Origin of the sequence: Microbulbifer donghaiensis, assembly GCF_900129095.1 — a bacterium.
In the GTDB taxonomy this organism is placed as follows: Bacteria; Pseudomonadota; Gammaproteobacteria; order Pseudomonadales; family Cellvibrionaceae; genus Microbulbifer; species Microbulbifer donghaiensis.
Genome location: NZ_FQVA01000001.1, coordinates 1419777 through 1438450 on the forward strand (window position 1 = coordinate 1419777; position 18674 = coordinate 1438450).

Here is an 18674-nt window from a genome sequence, read left to right on the forward strand (position 1 = left end):
AGCCGGAAATGGCCGTTCCGAGGCAAAACGCGCAATATCGACGCTTTTGCCGTAGAATGGCCGCCAGCACAGATTTTGCACAAATATTGATCGACGGTATGACCACAGAAAGCACTCCAGCCATAGCCCCCTCAGCCCTGCAGAGCCGCGCCCTGCGCGACACCCTGGGCCAGTTCACCACCGGTGTTACCGTGGTGACCACGCGGGATGCGGCTGGCCAGCCGGCAGGTATGACGGTCAACAGCTTCAATTCCGTATCGCTGGAGCCGGCACTGGTACTGTGGAGCATCGACAAGCAGTCGCTCGGCTACGACTCTTTTACTCAGCAGGAGCACTTCGCCGTGCACGTGCTGAAAGCCGATCAGCAGCACATCTCCAACCTGTTTGCCGGCCGCGGCGCCGACAAATTCGGCCAGGTGCACTGGCACGCCGGCCCCGACGGCGTACCCCAGCTGGAAGACTGCGCCGCCTTTTTCCACTGCCGCCGTGTACAGTGTATCGACGGCGGCGACCACACCATCCTGCTTGGAGAAGTCCTGGAGTTCACCGCCAATGGCGGCGAACCGCTGGTCTTTCACCGCGGCCGCTACCGCGCACTGGCCGGCGACTGACTTAGCCGTTATCAGCCCGGCAAACTTCAGCGCCAATTCGTCTAATAACAGCCACAATTAATGGTGGCGGTGTAACCCCGGCGTCATACTTCATAGGCATGCTGTTGCTGGAAATTTCACCAGGCCCAAAATGCAGACACCCGGAACACTCTTCTGCTTCGCCCACCGCGGCTATCGCCAGCGGGCCACCGAAAACACCCTGCAGGCCATCGCCCACGCGCTGGAATTCGATGTCGACGGTATCGAGGTCGATATCTGGAATGTTGGCGGCCAGCTGCTGGTCAAGCACGACCGCCGCCTCGGCCGTCTGATCGCCGGCAGCGAGTTGCTCACCGAAATGTGCCCGGAGGTGCTGCGCGAGAAGCTGCTGCCCTGCGGCGGCCAGGTGCCGACACTGCGCGAGGTACTGGAAGTGGTGGGCAATAACGCCCAGCTGAACATCGAAATGAAGGGCCCCGGCTGCGCCGCGCTGGTGGCGCGGGAACTGGAATCCTACGTGCGCGACAGCGGTGCCTCCTTCGAGCAGTACCTGATCTCCTCATTCGACCACCGCCAGGTTTACGAGAGCCTGCAACTGCTGCCCGAAGTCCGCCGCGGCGTACTGCTGGACGGCGTGCCACTGGATCTGGCCGCCTGCGCCGAACCGCTGAAAGCCTACTCCATGCACCTGAGCCTGGATTTCGCCGACCCGGAGCTGATCGCCGATGCGAAGAGACGCGGCCTGAAGAACTACGTGTTCACCGTCAACAATCCGGACGACCTGGTGCTGCTTGCGGCAATGGGCGCGGACGGCGTCTTTACCGACGAGCCGCAAATGGTGATGGATTACAACGCGCGGATAACTGCGGAAGTGCTGATGCAGCAGATGGAGACCGGCGACAGCGATATGCCACAGGCGCTGTAAAGGCCCGGACTTCTATCGATCGCGGCATATATGCAAAAAAAGCCGGCACTGATGTGCCGGCTTTTTCGTTGTGTTGCGGAGAAAATTGACCTTAGAAATCTGCACTCGCGCGCAGGTACCAGAAGCCGCCGTTAAAACCAAACGGAGAGGTCAGAGACTGGCGCACCCCCAGGAACTGCAGGGTCGGGTCGGCCTCGTCATCCGGCTGCACGTCGAAAATATTTTCGCCGCCCAGAGCCAGCTTGTAGTTTTCCTGAATGGTGAAAGTCGCTTCCAGGTCCACCAGAATTTCGCCACCGTAGCTCGATGCATCGGAAGCATCACCGGGACCGAACAGGCCAAAGGTGGACTCCCAGCCACTGTAGCGGTTGAAGCGCAGGTAGCCGCTGAACATGTCTCCAGTGTCGATATCGAACGTCAGGGTTGTGCGATCGCTGGGAACCTGGTTTTCCAGGTCAAACACCCGTGACTGATTGATGGTGTTATCTGCCACTTTGCTCACTTTCTGCTGGTTGTGATTGTGGCGCAGATCAACGGTCAGCAAATTACCGCCGACTTCAAAGTCGCTGGTGATCGCCAGGTCAATGCCGGAAACCTCTGAGTCGTAGGCGTTGACGAAGAAGTTGGCATTGCTGCCATTCAGCAGCGCCGCGTTTTCAACACCGACACCCTCCAGCAGCGCCACTTCAGCGTCGCCGATGGTGTTATTGCGCAGCGCCAGGCGATCCTCGATATCGATGTTGTAGTAGTCGATGGTCACGCTGGTATTGTCGAACGGATTGATCACCGCACCGATGGTGAAGCTGGTTGACTCCTCGGGAGTCAGAGCGACCGCGCCCAGGGCTTCAGCCACCGGGTGATTTACCGGGTAGGTGCCGTTGGGAATCAGGTTGCCGCTGGCATCCGCAGTGGTGGTGACATTCAGGGTATTGACCTGGCCCGGCGTAGGAGCGCGGAAGCCGGTGTTGGCGGTTGCGCGCAGTGCGAAGCGCTCATTGAAGTCATAGCGCGCAGACAGTTTCCAGTCGGAAGTGGAGCCGAACTGATCATAGTCCTCGAGACGCAGCGCAGCGCCGAGCGTCAGCTGATCGGTAACGTCGGCTTCCAGATCCACATAGGCCGCCATACTCTCACTGCTGTAGCTGCCCGCGGCCTCCGTGGGGAAGCCCTGGAAACCGTCGGAACCTACGCCGAACACCGCCGCGGTCGGTCCGACTGCGATGGATGCGGCATCGCCTGCACCGATCTTGTAAGTCTCCTCGCGCCACTCCGCACCAAAGGCAACGTTAAGTGGGCTTGCGAGCCATGCCAGATCGACCGGCTGCACAAAGTCCGCGTTCAGACTGTTCTCTTCCTGAGTCAATGTGCCCGGATTAAAGGTGGTGGGCGACAGGGCGCCGAGGCTTGGATTGATGGAGTCCTTCAGTACATAGGACACCTCGTTTTCCGCAGTGCGGGCGCGAACATCCCAGCTCATGCCGGAGGCCAGCTCGCCGCGGGCACCGAAGACCGCAGAGATATCGGTGATATCCGCGCCGAACTGCGGGTTATAACCGCCCGGGAACATGGTGTAGATCGGGTTGCGCAGCACGTAGCCGCTGGCACTGGAGCTATCGGCAACCAGATAATCGGCCGGATTCAGGCCCTGAGCGTTGATACTGTCGATCAGGGATTGGGGCGCCGGATCCGGTATAAAGTCACCATCGGCATCCGCCTGCAGGGTCGCACGAGCGCCGAATTCATGCTGCGGATCCATTACCGGGCCGCGGTAGAAGAAGTCAGAGATGGTGGAGTTATCGGAGTAGCCAAAGTTACCGTACAACTCGACGCTTTCGCTCAGATCAAAACCGGCGTTTACGAACAGCTTGGTGGTCTCCACTTCGGGATCACCCCAGCGCTGGCCCAGGCCGTCCAGCGGCACCTGATCCACGCCGACTACAGAGCCGACAAACTCTGCGTCCGGACGCGCGGCGCCACGCCAGGTCTTGTCGGCAGTGGAGTGTTCGACCGTCGCATTGACGAACCCGTTATCACCGAGACCGAAACCGGCGTTGGCCGCCAGACTGGTGCGGGTGCCATCGCCTTCGAAGTATTCACCGGTCTGCGCGGACACGCTGATACCCTCGGCGTCGTCCTTCAGGACCACGTTGACCACGCCGGCAATCGCATCCGAGCCGTACTGTGCCGAGGCACCGTCGCGCAGCACTTCTACACGCTCGATCGCCATGGACGGCAGCGCAGCGAAATCCACCGCCTGGGCGCCCTGGTTGACGGTACCCAGCGGCGCCAGCTGTAGGTTTACCAGTGCCGAACGGTGGCGGCGAGTGCCGTTGACCAGAACCAATGTCTGGTCCGGGGACAGATTGCGCAGGGTTACCGGGCGAATAAAGGCGGTGCCATCGGCGATTGGGAAGCGCTGGGTGTTAAAAGACGGCGCTATCTTCGCCAGGGATTCGGTCAGGTCAAAACTGCCCTGATCCGCCAGATCCGCGCCGCCGACCAAATCCACCGGCGACAGTGTTTCTGTTGGAGAAACGCCTTCCTTGCGCGTACCGATAGTAACGACCTCTTCGAGAGCGCCGTGGTCCGCAGAAGGTTTCTGTTCTGCCTGTTCCTGCGCCAGCGCGCTACCGACCGGAATGGCGAGCGCCGCGGCGATGGCCAGCGACAAAGGTTTGAATGAATAGGTTTGCATGATTGCCGGATCTCTCTTCTCGTTATTGCTGTGAGCACCACGCTGTCCGATACCCCTAGACTGCAACGTGTGGCGGATATTTTTTGTGCAGCCAGAATTGTTGGTCGCACTTTTATTGTGCGGTCAGAGTATTCAAATCCCCCTAGCCGGGCAATGAGTAACGGGAAATCACAAAGATCAGCGCCAATGCCGGAGAAGATTGTTACAAGTGGAAATATTTTTCGCGCCAATCAGGACATCGGTTGCTGTTAACTTTTATTTTTAGGCGAAATCTTCTTTTCTGGTGCGATAGTGCCGGAGTGTTATCCGCGTTAAAAACACCTTCGACGTGACCAAGTGCTGAGGCCCTGTCCCCGAACAGACTGCAAATACAGCTAAGTCAGGAAAGTACGTTTTTGACCAGGATATGCCTGCGCTGATTCGCGGGATGGGAAACATGGATGCGCGTTATGCGCACCAAGTCAGGAGAGGAATACGAAAAACCGCGACCCAGCTAGTAACGATCACGCCCCGGAGAATCGTCGTCCGCACCTGTGGCCGGCGGGGATGCTCCCCCTTCACCAGTGGCATCCTTCATTTCCTGTTCGAGCAGGTGCGAACGGGTCTCCTCAAACTCGCCCAGGCGTTTCTGAACGCGCCCGTTGAATGAGTCTTCCGGATACCCTCCCTGCTCGTCAACGACACCCGCTGCCAGACCAGTGAGCAGCGCGATAGCCTCATCGACGGTCGCCACCGCAAACACGGAAAATTTTTTCTCGCGCGCCGCCTGCACCACCTCCTCCTTCAGCATCAGGTGCTGGATATTGGCCGCCGGGATAATCACGCCCTGCTCCCCGCTGAGACCGCGGGCCTCGCAGATATCGAAGAAACCCTCGATCTTTTCGTTGACGCCGCCCACCGCCTGCACCATGCCCAGCTGGTTGACTGAGCCGGTCACCGCGATGCTCTGGCGCAGCGGTACTTTGGCGATCGCGGAGAGCAGCGCGCAGAGTTCGGCGAGAGACGCGCTGTCACCATCGATCGGCCCATAGGACTGTTCGAACACCAGGCTGGCAGACAGGGAAAAGGGCTGTGACGGCGTGTAGCGGTTGGCGAGAAAGGCGCTCAGGATCATCACCCCCTTGGAGTGCAGCGGGCCGCCCAGTTCCGATTCGCGTTCGATATCCACCATCTTGCCGCTGCCGAGGCGCGCGGTGGCGGTGATCCGCGACGGGCGCCCGAAGGTCATATCGCCGAGCTGGATAACCGACAGGCCATTGATCTGCGCCACCTGCTCCCCGGCGGTATCGATCATCAGTATGTTGCGGGTGATGGATTCCTGCATCCGCTCCTGCCACTGGCGCTGGCGATATTCGCGCTGCTCAATCGCTTTCTGCACGTGAGATTTTTCTATCTGCTGACATCCTTCGCGTCGACACCAGTAGTCGGCCTCGCGCACAAGATCGGCCAGGCGCTCGCCATGCAGGGAAAGTTTGTGCGCATCGCCAGCGAGGCGCGCCGCCTGTTCCACTATCCGCGCCAATGCTTCTTCTACCAGCGGTCGCAGCCGCTCCCGCTGGACCAGACCGAGGATACTTCGCGCGAAGGTGGCGACATTGTCGCGCTCACGCGCTATATCTTCAGCGAAATCCGCATAGACCTTAAATAGCGGTTTGGCTTCCGGGTCATGGGCCTTCAGCAGATAGTAGAGCCAGCGATCGCCGATCAACACCACGTTGACGTTCAGCGGTATTGGCTCCGGCTCCAGGGTGATGGTCGACAACAGGCCCATCTGCATTTCCAGTGGCTGGATTTTCAATTCCCGTGAGCGCAGCGCGCGCTTCAGCGTCTCCCACGCAAACGGCGTCATCAGCACACGGTGCGCGTCCAGAACCAGGCAGCCGCCGTTGGCCCGGTGCAGCGCACCGCCCTTGATCAACTTGAAGTTGGTAATCAGGGTGCCCATCTGTGATTCGTGCTCGACGCGGCCAAGCAGATTCGTGTAGGTGGGGTTATCTTCGTAAATAACCGGCGCGCCATCGACATCGCCGTTGTCCACGAGGATATTCACGCGAAAGCGATTAAATTCCCGCACGCGGATAAGTTTTCTCGGTGCCACGCCCTCCTTCTGACCCTGCTCGCCAGCCGCGCGAAAATCGTCGGCATTCTCGATCACACCGCGTTTGATGTTCTCGATAAAAGCCTGCACCTGCTCCAGGTTCTGGTAGCGGCGGCGCAACCAGTCGATGCGCTCATCCAGGGTCAGGTGCAGGTACTCGCGATTCAGCCGCTTGAGATCCTTGGCAAGTTTCTCGTGCCAGCGCAGCACGTGCGCCAGGGTCTCTTTCAGGTCTACGTTTACTTTTTCGATATTTTCCTTGAGTCGCTGCTGTTCTGCTTCCGGCAGCTCGGCAAATTCCTTCGGGGTAATAAATTCACCGTCGACCAGGGGGCCAATGGTGTAGCCGGACGGTGTGCGCACGAGGCCGATGCCGAGATCCCGGGCGCGTTCCACCAGATCCGCAAAGGCCTGCTCTTCGCGATCCTCCAGCTGCTGCTTGAGCTCGTCGCGGCGGGCCCGGTACTCGTCGCTGCGGAAAATATCGGGGACGGCGGTCAGCAAGTGCTCGAGCAGGTCCTCGGTATCGCGCTTCAGTTGACGGGCGGTACCGGCGGGCAGCACCAGTGCGTGGGGTTTGTGCTCGGCGTCGAAATTGTGGATGTAACAGAGATCGGCAGCCTGATCCTGCCGTTTTGCCCAGTCTGCGATGCGCCGATTCACCAGCGCATGTTTGCCGAGACCGACGGATCCGGCCACGTAGAGGTTGTAGCCGTTGCCGGACATGTCGAGCGCGAATTCCAACGCGTCCAATGCGCGCTCCTGTCCAAGCGGGCGACTCTCTTTGGCGACTTCAACCTCTTCCGCCTGCACTTGCAACCAATCCAGCGGACAGTGCTGATAAAGCTGTTCAGGAGTCAGGGGAACGGGATTCATTCACGTGCCTAAACGGGAAGGGAAAGACAATCTTCAGCGGTATCCGGCCGAACGGACACCTTTATTGCATCCGGCACTTCAGCTTAGCTCAGTCAAAGTCCTGCTTCTCCATCCACGGAATAATCCGCTCAAATGCCTTTTCGATATTATCGATGGAAGTGGCATAGCTGATTCGCAAGGCGTTGCGGCAGGTTTCACCAAATGTATCACCGGCGATGGTACAGACGCCGGTCTCCCGCAACAGGCGCAGCGCGACGTTGTTGCCATTGACGCCTTCCGGCAGCGACGGAAACAGATAGAAGGCGCCCTCCGGCATATAGCCTTCCATATACGGCGTCTGTTCCACCAGCTGCACCAAACGGTCCCGCCGTTTTCGGTATGTCTCAATGATGTCATCGACAAAGCTGCGATCGCCGCGCAATGCGGCAACGCCGGCCCACTGGCAGGGTGTATTGGCGACAGTGGTAGTGAACATATGGTAGCGGCGCAGTTTCTTGATCGCGCCCTGGCTGGCGATCATCCAACCGATGCGCATGCCGGCCATGCTGAAAGTCTTGGAAAAACTGCTGATCACCATTACGTGATCGAGGTCGGAACAGCAGGAGAGCACACTGGCGTATTCGCGGTTGTCATAGACGAGGTGATCGTACACTTCGTCGCTGATCACATAGAGTCCGCGGTAGGCGGCTTCTTGCACGATCGTTTCGATCGTCTCCCGGGGGTAGACAGTACCGGTGGGATTACTGGGAGAATTCAGCACTATCGCGTGGGTGTTCTTGTCGATCGCGTCGATGACGTCCTGTGGATCCAGCTGGTGGTTGTTTTCCGCGCGAGTGGGAATATATTTCACTTCGCCGCCATTCATGCGGATCAGCGGCGCGTACAGCATAAAAGAGGGATCCGGCACAATAAATTCACGTCCCGGCGCAGACACCGCGGTAAGCGCCAGGTAAATTGCCTCGGTCGCACCGGTAGTGACGAGAATATTTTCCGGGGAAATTTGCCGGCCATAGCGCTCGCCGTTGTACTCCGCCAGCGCGTCGAGCAGTTCCGGCAGACCGGCATCCATGGTATAGCCGGTCTGCCCGGCCTCCAGCGCATCCACCGTAGCCTGGATGACATGGGGCGGCGCCGGCGCATCCGGCTGGCCGATGGACAGGTGGATCACGTCGTCCATGGTCGCCGCCAGATTGACCATCTTGCGAATACCCGGTACCGGGATCGTCAGCAGTGCCGGGTTCCAGACCGGATCCTCGGACTCGTAGAAATCGAAGTCGAGCCGGCTCACACCTCCTCCCCGGCTGCGGCGTCGGCACTGAAGAGTTCCGGGCGCCGGTCGGTCAGCGGCGCCGCCAGCTGATATGCCTGTCCCGCGCGCAGCACAGTCGCGTCCTCAAAGCGCCGCCCAACCAGCTGCAAGCCGATCGGCAGGCCAGCGGCGGAGAAGCCGCAGGGCACCGACAGCGCCGGCTGGCCGGTAAGGTTGAACGGGTAAGTGAACGGCGTCCACGAAGGCCAGCGGGTGCTCGGCCAGTCATCGGGTACTTCGCGCCCGGCCTTGAACGCGGTAACCGGCAGTGTCGGCGTCAGCAACAGGTCGTATTTCTGGTGGAAATTCGCCATGCGCTCACACAGTGCCGTGCGTTCATTGACCGCCGCCAGATAGTCGAGCATCGACAGCTGCGCTGCCTTATCGGCCACCGCGACCAGCTGCTGGTCCATCAGGGCGCGCTGGCGTTTGCCGAGGCTGCGCAACGCATTGGCGGCACCGCCGTAAAACAGGTGGCCGAAAGCCGCCAGCGGATCGTCGAAGCCCGGATCCACCTCGGTGACCTCGGCCCCCAGTTCCTGCAGTGTCTTGGCTGCCGCGTTCACCGCCGACTCCACCTCGCGATCCAGCTGCACGTAACCGAGCGCCGAACTGAACGCGATGCGGAGTCCCTTCAGTAGCTCCTGCGGCTCGCCCTGAACCGCGCCAAAATAATCGGTGTTGCGGCGCGGGATTGCCTGGGTATCGCGGTGGTCAGCTTCCGTCAGCACATTCATCATCAACGCGCAGTCGGCCACCGTCCAGGTCATGGGTCCGGCGTGGGCGAGCGTGCCGAAAGGGCTCGGCGGCCAGTGCGGCACTTCGCCGAAACTCGGCTTGAGGCCGACCAATCCGCAGAAGCCGGCGGGGATACGGATGGAGCCGCCCGCATCGGTACCGAGGGCCAGCGGCCCCATACCCAGCGGCACCGCGGCAGCGCTGCCACCGCTGGATCCGCCGGCGGTCCTGTCGGTATTCCAGGGATTGCGGGTGACGCCATCGATGGGATTGTCGGTGACGCCCTTCCAGCCGAATTCCGGTGTGGTGGTCTTGCCCAGCGGCACATAGCCATTGCGGCCGAGTGCGGCAACGCACGGCGCCTGCTTGCCCAGGGTGGATTCCGGATCGATCGTCTTGGAGCCCTTGACCGTGGGCCACATCGGCGTCAGGAATACGTCCTTGATCGCCACGGGCACACCGTCCAGCAGCCCCTGCGTTTCATTGCGCCGGTAGCGTTGCTCCGATTCACGCGCCCAGGCGAGGCTGGTTTCGCCGTCCACCAGGCAATAGGCATTGACCGCGGGATTGCAGCGCTCTATCTGGCGCAGCAGTGCTTCGGTGACCTCGACCGGGGAGAATGCCTTGTCCTTATACCCTTGCAGCAACTCCACCGCCGTCATGTGGATAAAATCACCCATTGGCGAACCCTCTTCTTCTCGACTTATCCCCCCATCCTAGTACGAGGTGGCGCGTATCCATTACCAGTTGGCCCGGATTCGCGTAGACTCACCCGCCCCGATCACCGCCCATGAATTTTGCGACACAGGTCTCACATCTGGTGATTCCTTCAGGCTGCAGTCAGCCTCGGTGAGATAATTTGCCATCTCGAGACACCCTTGGACGGGAACTGACAGTGAAACTAAGAACGACAATGATCCTACTCGCGGCCCTGGTACTGCTCGCCAGCGGCTGCGCCACTATGAGTGAAGAGGAGTGCCTGGTCGCCGACTGGCACGCGATCGGCTATGAGGACGGCGCCGCTGGCCTGCAGGTCGCGCAGCTCGGCAAGCGCCGCGAGGCCTGTGCGGATTACGGCGTGCGCCCGGATGCGACCGCTTACCGCGCCGGCCGCGACGAAGGACTGCAGCTGTACTGCACCGAACACCGCGGTTTCCGCCTTGGCCGCGCCGGCGGTGGCTACAACGGTGTCTGCCCGGCGGACCGGGAAGGACTCTTCCTGCACGGCTACGAAGCCGGCCGCGAGGTATATCTGGTCTGGAGCGCGATGAATCAGGTTTCCAAGGCCATCAACGACCGCGCGCAAGAACGCGAACACATACTCGACGACATCACTGAAATGAGTGCGCGCCTGATTAGCGATGAGTCGACCAAGGAAGAGCGCATCACCCTGCTGGCCGATATCGCCCGCCTCAAGGGCCGACACACCGAGCTGGGTATGGAACTCGATGACCTGGAACACGAGCTGGCGATGCGCGAAGCGGACTACCAGGAAGTACAGGCGCGCGCGCCCTACCAGTAACGTTTAAAGTCGAGCTGCCGGGCGCCGCTGTGGGTAATGATTACTCGAGCAGGCCGCTGGCCACTGCGCCCTGCAGCTTTTCCTCGATCACCTGCCAGAGCTCGCGACTGCCGTCGCCGATGCGGCTGTTGAGGGCGAAGACTTTTTCTTTCGGGATGTTGTTTTCCTTCCACGCGTGGCCCCCACCGCGCAGATTGTGCAGCAGCGGTGGCACGCGATCGATGGCGCGGGCATAGCGGGATTCCGCAGTCTCGCCGGCCTCGAACTCCTGCCACAGAGCAAACAGCTCTTCACCCCGGCCATTCGGCAACAAGGCCAGCACCCGCTGTACGCCGGCGGCCTCGGCCGCTTTCTGTTCTGCGGTTTCACTCGCATAAATTATTTTGTCGCCGGCATCTATCTCGCCCAGGTCGTGAATCAGCAGCATCCTGATCACGCGGTCGATATCCACCGGCTCGTTGGCGTATTCCCTGAACATCAATGCCGTCAGACACACATGCCAGCTGTGCTCGGCGGAGTTTTCCCGGCGCTCCAGCCCGACCGGGCGGGTCTTGCGCAACACTGCCTTCAACTTCTCGACTTCAACGACAAATTCCAGCAGCTGCTCAATTTCTTTCATCGTTCCCGTTTCTCTATTGGTTACCCTGTAGGAGCCTGCTTGCGGGCGAAGGGCTCCGGAGCTCGTGGCCGCCTCCTGATTCGCCTGCAAGCAGGCGCCTACGAGTTCAGTGGCTGCGGCATCGCGACGCCGAGTTTTTCCGACCAGGGCTCGAGGTCTTGCATAATCGACGGGTACAGCTCCACGCCCTCACGCAGCTGCTTTTCCCGCATGGCCCAGGCACGCTGGCCCGGCACCCGCACCGGAGAGTCGCCGTCGCCGCGGCTGTTTTCCCACAGGTCGCACAGGGCCACCGCCTGCCGCAGGAAGTCGGCGCGGGGACCAAACGCCTGTGGATCAATGATCTGTAGGAACACCGAGTTGGCCTCGTCGTCACCCTTCGCCGCCGCATCTGCGCGCCCATAGCCGCCGAGCGCCATCGATAACACTTCCAGCATCGCCGACAGCGCCGCGCCCTTGTAGCCGTGATCGGCACCGCCAACCGGCAGTATGCTGCCGCCATTCTTGAACGCGGCGGGATCATCGGAAATATTGCCCTCACTGTCTTTCAGGCACGGCTGCGGCATCTTCCCGCCCTCGCGCTGGGCGCGCGCCACGTAGCCGCCGGCGGTAACCGACATACTGATATCGAACAGCAGCGGGTAGTCACCGGCAGGGGCGGCAAAGGCCAGCGGATTGGCGGAGAACAATGGGTCGCGGCTGCCCTGAGGCGACACGGTATTTTCCGCCGGCGTCGAACAGGTCAGGATCGCCACATAGCCGGCTTCGACAATCGGCGGCAGATAGGCAGCCAGGCAGGCGATATGCTGGCTGCGGCGAATCGTGGCGGTCACCACACCGTGCTCCGGTACACGCTCCAGCGCATGGTCTATCGCCCGCGTCAGTACCCAGGGGCCCGGCAGAAAGTCCGCATCCCAATTGAAACAGTTACCCCGATCGGCGAGCACGAAGGGTTCGCCGTCCCTGCGGGACTGGCCGTTCAGCAGCCATTCCAGGTTACTCGCCACACGGTTCAGGCCATGGGTGGTAAAGCCGAGCAGATCGGCCTGCAAGAAAACTTTTGCCATCACATCGGCCCGCACCGCGGCGAGACCGGCGCGCTGGAACATTTCGCTGGCGAACTGCTGTATTTCGCGCACGTCATAGCGTTTCGACATATTGACTCCGTTCCTTAAAAAACCGTTAGTGATCTGAGACTTTTCCACGCATTGCTTTCACCTGCCCGCGCCGGGTCTTGTGCTGCAGCCGCCGCTCCTTCGCCCCCTTGCTGGGCTTGGTCGGAATGCGCTGCTTGGGCTTTACATTTGCCTTTTCAATCAGCAATTTCAGTCGCTCCAGTGCGTCCGCCCGGTTTTTTTCCTGGGTGCGAAAGCGCTGCGCCTTGATCACGATCACGCCGTCAGTACTGATACGCTGATCTCTCAGTTGCAGCAGTCGCGCCTTGATCTCCTCCGGCAGTGAGGACGCGGCAATATCGAAACGCAGGTGAATGGCGCTGGACACCTTATTGACGTTCTGCCCACCGGCGCCCTGGGCGCGCACCGCCTGCATCTCCACTTCATCCAGTGGAATCGCCAGATTTCTAGTAATTTTCAACATATAAGACTGATGGCTTATTCAACATCTTGATAGCAGCACCTATTGTCTATGCTAGGGCCTGTTAACACTAATTTCGATAGCCGCGTTGCCGCCCTTACAGGCCGTCCCCAAAGGGGCCAGGCAAGGCGCGAGGGCCGAAGGCGCCGCGAATTCATGGAGCGGCCGGGGCGTGGTTTAGCAGGCTAAATGAGCGACGAGCAACGCGGCATGGCCCCATTGGGGGCGCAACCCGAAGGGACGGGGCCGTTTTCCCGCAATACGGCGTTGTAGTTCGCTTATGTGGAATGACCACACTGCGCTCACTGCGCCTTGTCTTGCGGGAAAACGGCCTCCGTCGCGGCCATCGAAATTAGTGTTAACAGGCCCCACAGGCGCAAAATTTAACCCATTACCACAGTATTTCCAGGCGGTACCCGCGCGATGTCCGAGCAGAGCCCCCGCGGCAAGGCCCATTTCGACCCACCGGTGTTCTATATCTCGACGGCGGTACTATTGCTGCTGGTAGCCTACGCCGTTATTTTTCCAGAGACGGCTACCGCCCAGTTCAAGGAGCTGCAGGCGGACATCGTCACCAACATGAGCTGGTATTACGTGCTGGTGGTGGCGATCATCCTGATCAGCGTGCTGGTGATCGGCATCTCCAAATTCGGTGAAGTGAAGCTCGGCCCGGAACACGCCGAGCCCGAGTACGATTTCTGGTCCTGGTTTGCCATGCTGTTCTCCGCCGGCATGGGTATCGGCCTGCTGTTCTTCGGCGTGGCCGAGCCGGTGATGCATTATCTGCAACCGCCGGTGGGCGAAACCGGAACCGTGGCCGCGGCGCGCGAGGCGATGGTGCTGACGTTTTTCCACTGGGGTTTTCACGCCTGGGCAATCTACGCCATTGTGGCCCTGATCCTCGGCTATTTCAGTTACCGGCACAAACTACCACTCACCCTGCGTTCGGCGCTCTACCCGATGATCGGCGAGCGCATCCACGGCCCCATAGGCCACGCGGTGGATATCTTTGCCATTGTCGGCACCGTATGCGGAGTAGCCACCACCCTGGGTTACGGCGTATTGCAGATCAACTCCGGGCTCAACCATTTATTCGGTCTGCCGGTGAGCCACACGATTCAGGTGGCGCTGATCGTCGTCACCACCTTGCTCGCCACCATTTCTGTGGTGTTGGGCCTGGATACGGGAATCAAGCGGCTGTCGCAGCTGAATATGACCCTGGCAGCCATTTTGCTGATCATGGTGCTGTTGCTCGGCAGCACCGTCTACCTGCTGCAGGCCTTCGTGCAGAACTTTGGCAGCTACCTGTCGGTGATCGTCAACAAGACGTTCAATCTCTACGCCTATCGGCCTACCGACTGGCTCGGCGGCTGGACCATTCTCTACTGGGGCTGGTGGATGTCCTGGTCACCTTTTGTGGGACTGTTTATTGCGCGCATCTCCCGCGGACGCACCATCCGCGAGTTCGTTGTCGGCGCCATGATGGTACCGGCCCTGGTTACCCTGCTGTGGATGACCTTCTTTGGCAACTCTGCCATCCATATGATCCTCAACGAGGGGCTGACCTCACTCGGCGACATTGTCGCCAAGGATCAGTCGGTGGCGTTGTTTCAGTTTCTGGAGCAGTTTCCGTTTTCCAGCCTGTTTTCTTTCGTCGCAGTAGTGATGGTCGTGGTGTTTTTCGTGACTTCCGCCGACTCCGGCGCACTGGTCGTGAACATGCTGTCGTCCCACGGTCGCGACGACACTCCCCTGTGGCAGCGTATTTTCTGGTGTTTCCTGATCGGCGCAGTCGCCATCGCGTTGCTGCTCGCCGGCGGCCTCGGCTCCCTGCAAACGGCGGTGATCGCCAGCGCCCTGCCGTTCTCGGTCATATTGCTGGTAGCCATCTACGGACTGGTCACTGCGCTGCGCGCGGACACCGTGAAACGCATTACCCAGAGCGCGCCGGTATCACCAATCAGCGCGCGCAACCCGGTGGTATGGCAACGGCGGCTGAAAAATGCGCTGCAGTTGCCGTCACTGGAAGAGGTGCGCGAATACATACGCGATATCGGCAAACCGGCATTGCGCGAGCTGGCCGAGGAATTCAAGAAAAACGGCTACACCGCCAAGGTCACCGAGAGCCAGAACGAGTCGGTACAGGTCGAGGTTCTGCAGGGCGAGGAAGTGAGCTTTGTCTATGGGCTGCACCCCAAGGCAACCCTCAAGCCCGATGCCGCCAATCCTGACGAGGAGCTGGACGATGCTCACGACGTCGGCTCGCCGGATATCTATTTCCGCGCCGAAGTCCATCTTTTTGAGGGCGGTCAGGACTACGACGTGATGGGCTGGACCAAGGACCAGCTGCTCACCGACATGGTCTCCCAATACGAGCGCCACCTGCAGTTTTTGCATACGGTGCGATAGCGCACCGGATCTCCACTCGCTGCTTCCACTGCCGCCTGCAAGGGCGGAACAGGTCGCGGCAGAATGTGACCAACCAGCCAGCCTTAGCGTCAATGACTCCTTTCATTGCCTGAGTCAATTCCGCTAGTATTGAACGGATTCCTTGAGGTGCAGGAATAACAACAATAATGACGCGCGCCCCTATCTACCTTTGGAACTCTCCCGAAGCTGTCGGCGGCGCGCGGTGTATCCGCGATTAGGAGAAGACCATGCCGAACGTCAAGCGCAGCCTCGCGGCCGCTATCGCACTCGCATCCCTCAGCAGCTCCGCTGCATTTGCCAACGAATCCGCTTTTTCCCAGGTAGTTGCCTTCGGTGACAGCCTGACCGACGTCGGCAATGCCGGCGTGTTTACCAGTGGTGGCGAAGACCGCCAGGCGGCCATCAGCCTGATGTCCCAGCAGCTGGGGCTCGGCCCGGTAACGCCGTCCTGCGGCGGCATGCAGCTGTGCCTGCCCAGCGTGGACCCGAGTCTGAGTGAAGCGGAACTGCTGGCGTCGGCGCAGGCTCAGGTACAGGTAGCGCTGGCTAACTCGGGCAACGGCTGGGCGGTCGGCGGCCACCGCGCCGGCGATGTGCTGCTGAATATTCTCGGCACCCGCGGCTACTTCAATTACCTGAGCGAACGCGGGCTGACGCTCGACGTCACCGACCACAGTTTTTACAGCGCGCTGCTGCCGGACCCGACCCGCGAAACCAGCACCGGTCTCTATCCCGACCTGGATCTGCTGGGCCTGATTCTGCAGGGCCCCGCTGTGGTTGCCGAGCTGCGCGCGGCGGCGGACGGCTTCAGAGCCGCCGGCGACACTGCCACCGCGGACGCCTACGACGCCCAGGCCGATGGCCTGCAGGCACAGATCGACGCCGCACCGGGCCAGATCGTCGCGGACTCCGGTATTACCGGTAACCCGCACCCGACCGGCCTCGGCTATCTGGAAACCACTGGCGGCAAAGCCGACCCGAATGCCCTCTACTGGGTCAACGGCGGCGGCAACGATCTGCTGGGTGGATTCGAGGCGATGGTTACCGGCAGCATCACCGAGGCGCAGTTCGGCGAAAATATCGGCATGGCGGCCACCATGCTGGCAGACGCGGCCGGCGCTCTTTCCGATGCCGGCGCCAACTATATCCTGCTGTCCAACGTACCGGATGTCAGCAAGACCGCGGGCGTCTACGCCAGCACCATGCAGGCAGTGCACAGCAGCCCCGCGGCGCAGCAACTGGCCGACGCCGTGAGCGCCGGCCTGATAACCCAGGAAGAGGCCGATGCACAGCTGCAGGCGGCCGTCGACGCCACGCTGATGCAGACCAGCGCCGCCAGCGAAGCCTTCAATTCCACCCTGCTCGCTTCCGCCAAAGACATCGACGGCGTGCTGATGGTGGACCAGGCCGGCGTGCTCAAGGTGACCCTGGCCAATGCCGGCGCACTGGGTTTCTCCGCCGAGTTCGACCAGACCACTGCCTGCTACAACGGCAACCAGTGTATCGAGCACCCGGTGTACGGCATCAACGGTACTGCACCGGACGACAGCAAGCTGATTTTCAACGACGCCGTGCACCCGACCCAGGCGGCCCAGCAGATGCTGGCCGACTACTACACCAATGTGGTCAACGCGGCACAGGTTGCCGGCCAGCTGCCGGATATCGGCGTCCAGGCGGCGCGCACGCACACCAACACGCTGGATGAAAGCCTGGTCGGCGCGCGCTACCGCGAAGCGCAGAGCGGTGTTTTTGTCGGTACCGTGTTCGGCAATACCGATTACGACAGCGCCTTCGCACCCAACGTCAGCGGCGACAACAGTGGCAACCTGATCGGCGCCACCTACGCCCTGCGCAATAACACCGAACTGGGTTTTGCCGTCAGCCGCACCGATATCGATGTCGACAACGACCAGGCTGCGGTGGAGTCCACCTCCACCAACTACAGCCTGTTCGGCCGCTTCCATTACGAAATTTTCTTTGTCGATGCCAGCGCGACCCTGACCGATGTCGACTACGACAATGTCAGCCGCGCCTTCGGCCTCGGCAACAATTTCAACAGCAGTCTCGACGCGACCACTGCCGGCGAGAACCTGTCCCTGAGCATGACCGCCGGTGTGAACATTCTGAGCGGCGCCACCCAGTTCGGCCCCTTCGCCAATGTCACCCGCGCGACCGTGGATGTGGACGGCTACACCGAGGATGCGATCGACGGCTTCACCTACACCGATCTCAGCGGCATCGAGCGCGATCCGTTCGGCATGCACTTCGGCGACCAGGAACGCCGCTACACCACCATGCGTATCGGTGCCTTCGCCAGCAAGACCTGGGAGAACGTCAGCGCCTACGGCCAGATCTGGTACGAAGACACCACCGGCACCGACAGCGATTCCGTCGAGGTGGGTGTGAAATCCATGGAAGGCAATATGAATGCGATGCCGAGCTACGCCAGCGAAGGTGTCGGCCTGTTCGAAGACGGCGCCGGTGCCATTGCCGGTCTGCGCTGGCAGGCCGCCGACAGCATTGCCGTCAGCGCCAACCTGGCTGCACGCCCGACCAGCGAAACCGGCTCCATCAGTGTGAGCTACCGCTTCTAAGCAACCCTCAGTGCGCCCCCTTTCAGGGGCGCACAACATTTTCTGCCTCGCCCCGCCTACCTTTCCGACCACCCCATTGCTTCTCGCCAAGGCATCGACAGAGATGCAAAATGGTGTCCCGACTTATTCGAAGGACGATACGAGACACCATGTTCCAACTGGAAACACCAAGACTAGTTCTCAGCGAACTTACTGAAAAAGATGCACCGCTGATGCTCGCCGTACTGAACGATCCCGACTTCCTGCGCAATGTCGGCGATCGCGGTGTCCGTACCGAGGCCGATGCCCGCCGCTATATCGTCGACGGCCCCATGGCGATGTACCGCCAGTACGGTTTCGGCATGTACAAGGTGGAGCTGAAAGATAGTAAGGCCATCGGCCTGTGCGGGCTGGTGAAGCGCGACGGTCTCGACGACGTCGATATCGGCTTTGCCTTCTTGCCGCAGTATCGCAGCCAGGGTTATGCACTGGAGGCCGCGCAGGCGGTGATGCATTATGGTCAGGCCGAAATAGGGCTCAAGCGCATCGTCGCTATTGCGCTGCCCGACAATGTTCCTTCGGTGCGCCTGCTGGAAAAGATCGGGCTGCAGCCGGAAAAGCGCATCACTTTGCCCAACAGTAGCGAAGAACTGCTGCTGATGGCCTGGGACGCAGCGTTCCAAGAAAATCAGCAATAAAAAAA

The 18674-nt window shown here is 60.7% G+C and carries 13 protein-coding genes; 6 read left to right on the forward strand and 7 right to left on the reverse strand.

Features of this window, described 5'->3' with window-relative positions:
* Positions 1-98 precede the first annotated feature (98 nt).
* Both BUC36_RS06020 and BUC36_RS06025 read left to right on the forward strand, forming a co-directional pair.
* A complete protein-coding gene (locus BUC36_RS06020) occupies positions 99-611 on the forward strand; it encodes a flavin reductase family protein (protein ID WP_084535842.1) in 513 nt (170 codons plus the stop codon).
* 130 nt (positions 612-741) lie between these two features.
* Positions 742-1515 (forward strand): glycerophosphodiester phosphodiesterase, encoded by a 774-nt coding sequence (locus BUC36_RS06025; RefSeq protein ID WP_073272715.1) that lies wholly within the window; start codon positions 742-744, stop codon positions 1513-1515.
* A gap of 91 nt (positions 1516-1606) precedes the next feature.
* Here the strand turns inward: BUC36_RS06025 and BUC36_RS06030 are convergent, their stop codons facing one another.
* The 4 genes from BUC36_RS06030 to BUC36_RS06045 form a co-directional block, all read right to left on the reverse strand.
* The gene (locus tag BUC36_RS06030) at positions 1607-4210 is read right to left on the reverse strand and encodes a TonB-dependent receptor plug domain-containing protein (protein ID WP_073272717.1); all 2604 of its coding nucleotides are present in this window, start codon (positions 4208-4210) and stop codon (positions 1607-1609) included.
* A 493-nt stretch (positions 4211-4703) separates the two neighbouring features.
* A complete protein-coding gene (locus BUC36_RS06035) occupies positions 4704-7184 on the reverse strand; it encodes a Lon protease family protein (RefSeq protein WP_073272719.1) in 2481 nt (826 codons plus the stop codon).
* Between the two features lie 88 nt (positions 7185-7272).
* Complete coding sequence (locus tag BUC36_RS06040; protein ID WP_073272720.1) at positions 7273-8472, reverse strand: pyridoxal phosphate-dependent aminotransferase; 1200 nt, start codon at positions 8470-8472, stop codon at positions 7273-7275.
* Positions 8469-9911, reverse strand: coding sequence for an amidase (locus BUC36_RS06045; RefSeq protein WP_073272722.1), 1443 nt, complete (start codon positions 9909-9911; stop codon positions 8469-8471). The genes BUC36_RS06040 and BUC36_RS06045 overlap by 4 nt, the downstream gene beginning before the upstream one ends.
* Positions 9912-10144: 233 nt before the next feature.
* On the opposite strand from BUC36_RS06045, the gene BUC36_RS06050 reads away from it, so the two are divergent.
* Positions 10145-10753, forward strand: coding sequence for a DUF2799 domain-containing protein (locus tag BUC36_RS06050; protein WP_073272724.1), 609 nt, complete (start codon positions 10145-10147; stop codon positions 10751-10753).
* A 40-nt stretch (positions 10754-10793) separates the two neighbouring features.
* On the opposite strand, the gene BUC36_RS06055 is transcribed toward BUC36_RS06050, so the two are convergent.
* From BUC36_RS06055 to arfB, 3 genes are all read right to left on the reverse strand, one after another.
* Positions 10794-11372: an HD domain-containing protein gene (locus BUC36_RS06055; protein ID WP_073272727.1), complete on the reverse strand. Its 579-nt coding sequence runs from the start codon at positions 11370-11372 to the stop codon at positions 10794-10796.
* 98 nt (positions 11373-11470) lie between these two features.
* Positions 11471-12529, reverse strand: coding sequence for an Ldh family oxidoreductase (locus BUC36_RS06060; protein ID WP_073272728.1), 1059 nt, complete (start codon positions 12527-12529; stop codon positions 11471-11473).
* Between the two features lie 25 nt (positions 12530-12554).
* Complete coding sequence (gene arfB, locus BUC36_RS06065; RefSeq protein WP_073272730.1) at positions 12555-12971, reverse strand: alternative ribosome rescue aminoacyl-tRNA hydrolase ArfB; 417 nt, start codon at positions 12969-12971, stop codon at positions 12555-12557.
* Between the two features lie 420 nt (positions 12972-13391).
* Here arfB and BUC36_RS06070 point away from each other — a divergent pair, with 420 nt between their 5' ends.
* The 3 genes from BUC36_RS06070 to BUC36_RS06080 all read left to right on the forward strand — a co-directional run bounded on the left by BUC36_RS06070 (position 13392) and on the right by BUC36_RS06080 (position 18669).
* Positions 13392-15377, forward strand: a complete 1986-nt coding sequence (locus BUC36_RS06070; RefSeq protein WP_073272732.1) for a BCCT family transporter — start codon at positions 13392-13394, stop codon at positions 15375-15377.
* Positions 15378-15625: 248 nt separating this feature from the next.
* The gene (locus BUC36_RS06075; protein ID WP_073272735.1) at positions 15626-17992 is read left to right on the forward strand and encodes an autotransporter outer membrane beta-barrel domain-containing protein; all 2367 of its coding nucleotides are present in this window, start codon (positions 15626-15628) and stop codon (positions 17990-17992) included.
* A 149-nt stretch (positions 17993-18141) separates the two neighbouring features.
* On the forward strand, positions 18142-18669 hold the full coding sequence (locus BUC36_RS06080) for a GNAT family N-acetyltransferase (protein ID WP_073272737.1): 528 nt from the start codon (positions 18142-18144) through the stop codon (positions 18667-18669).
* The last annotated feature ends 5 nt before the right edge of the window (positions 18670-18674 follow it).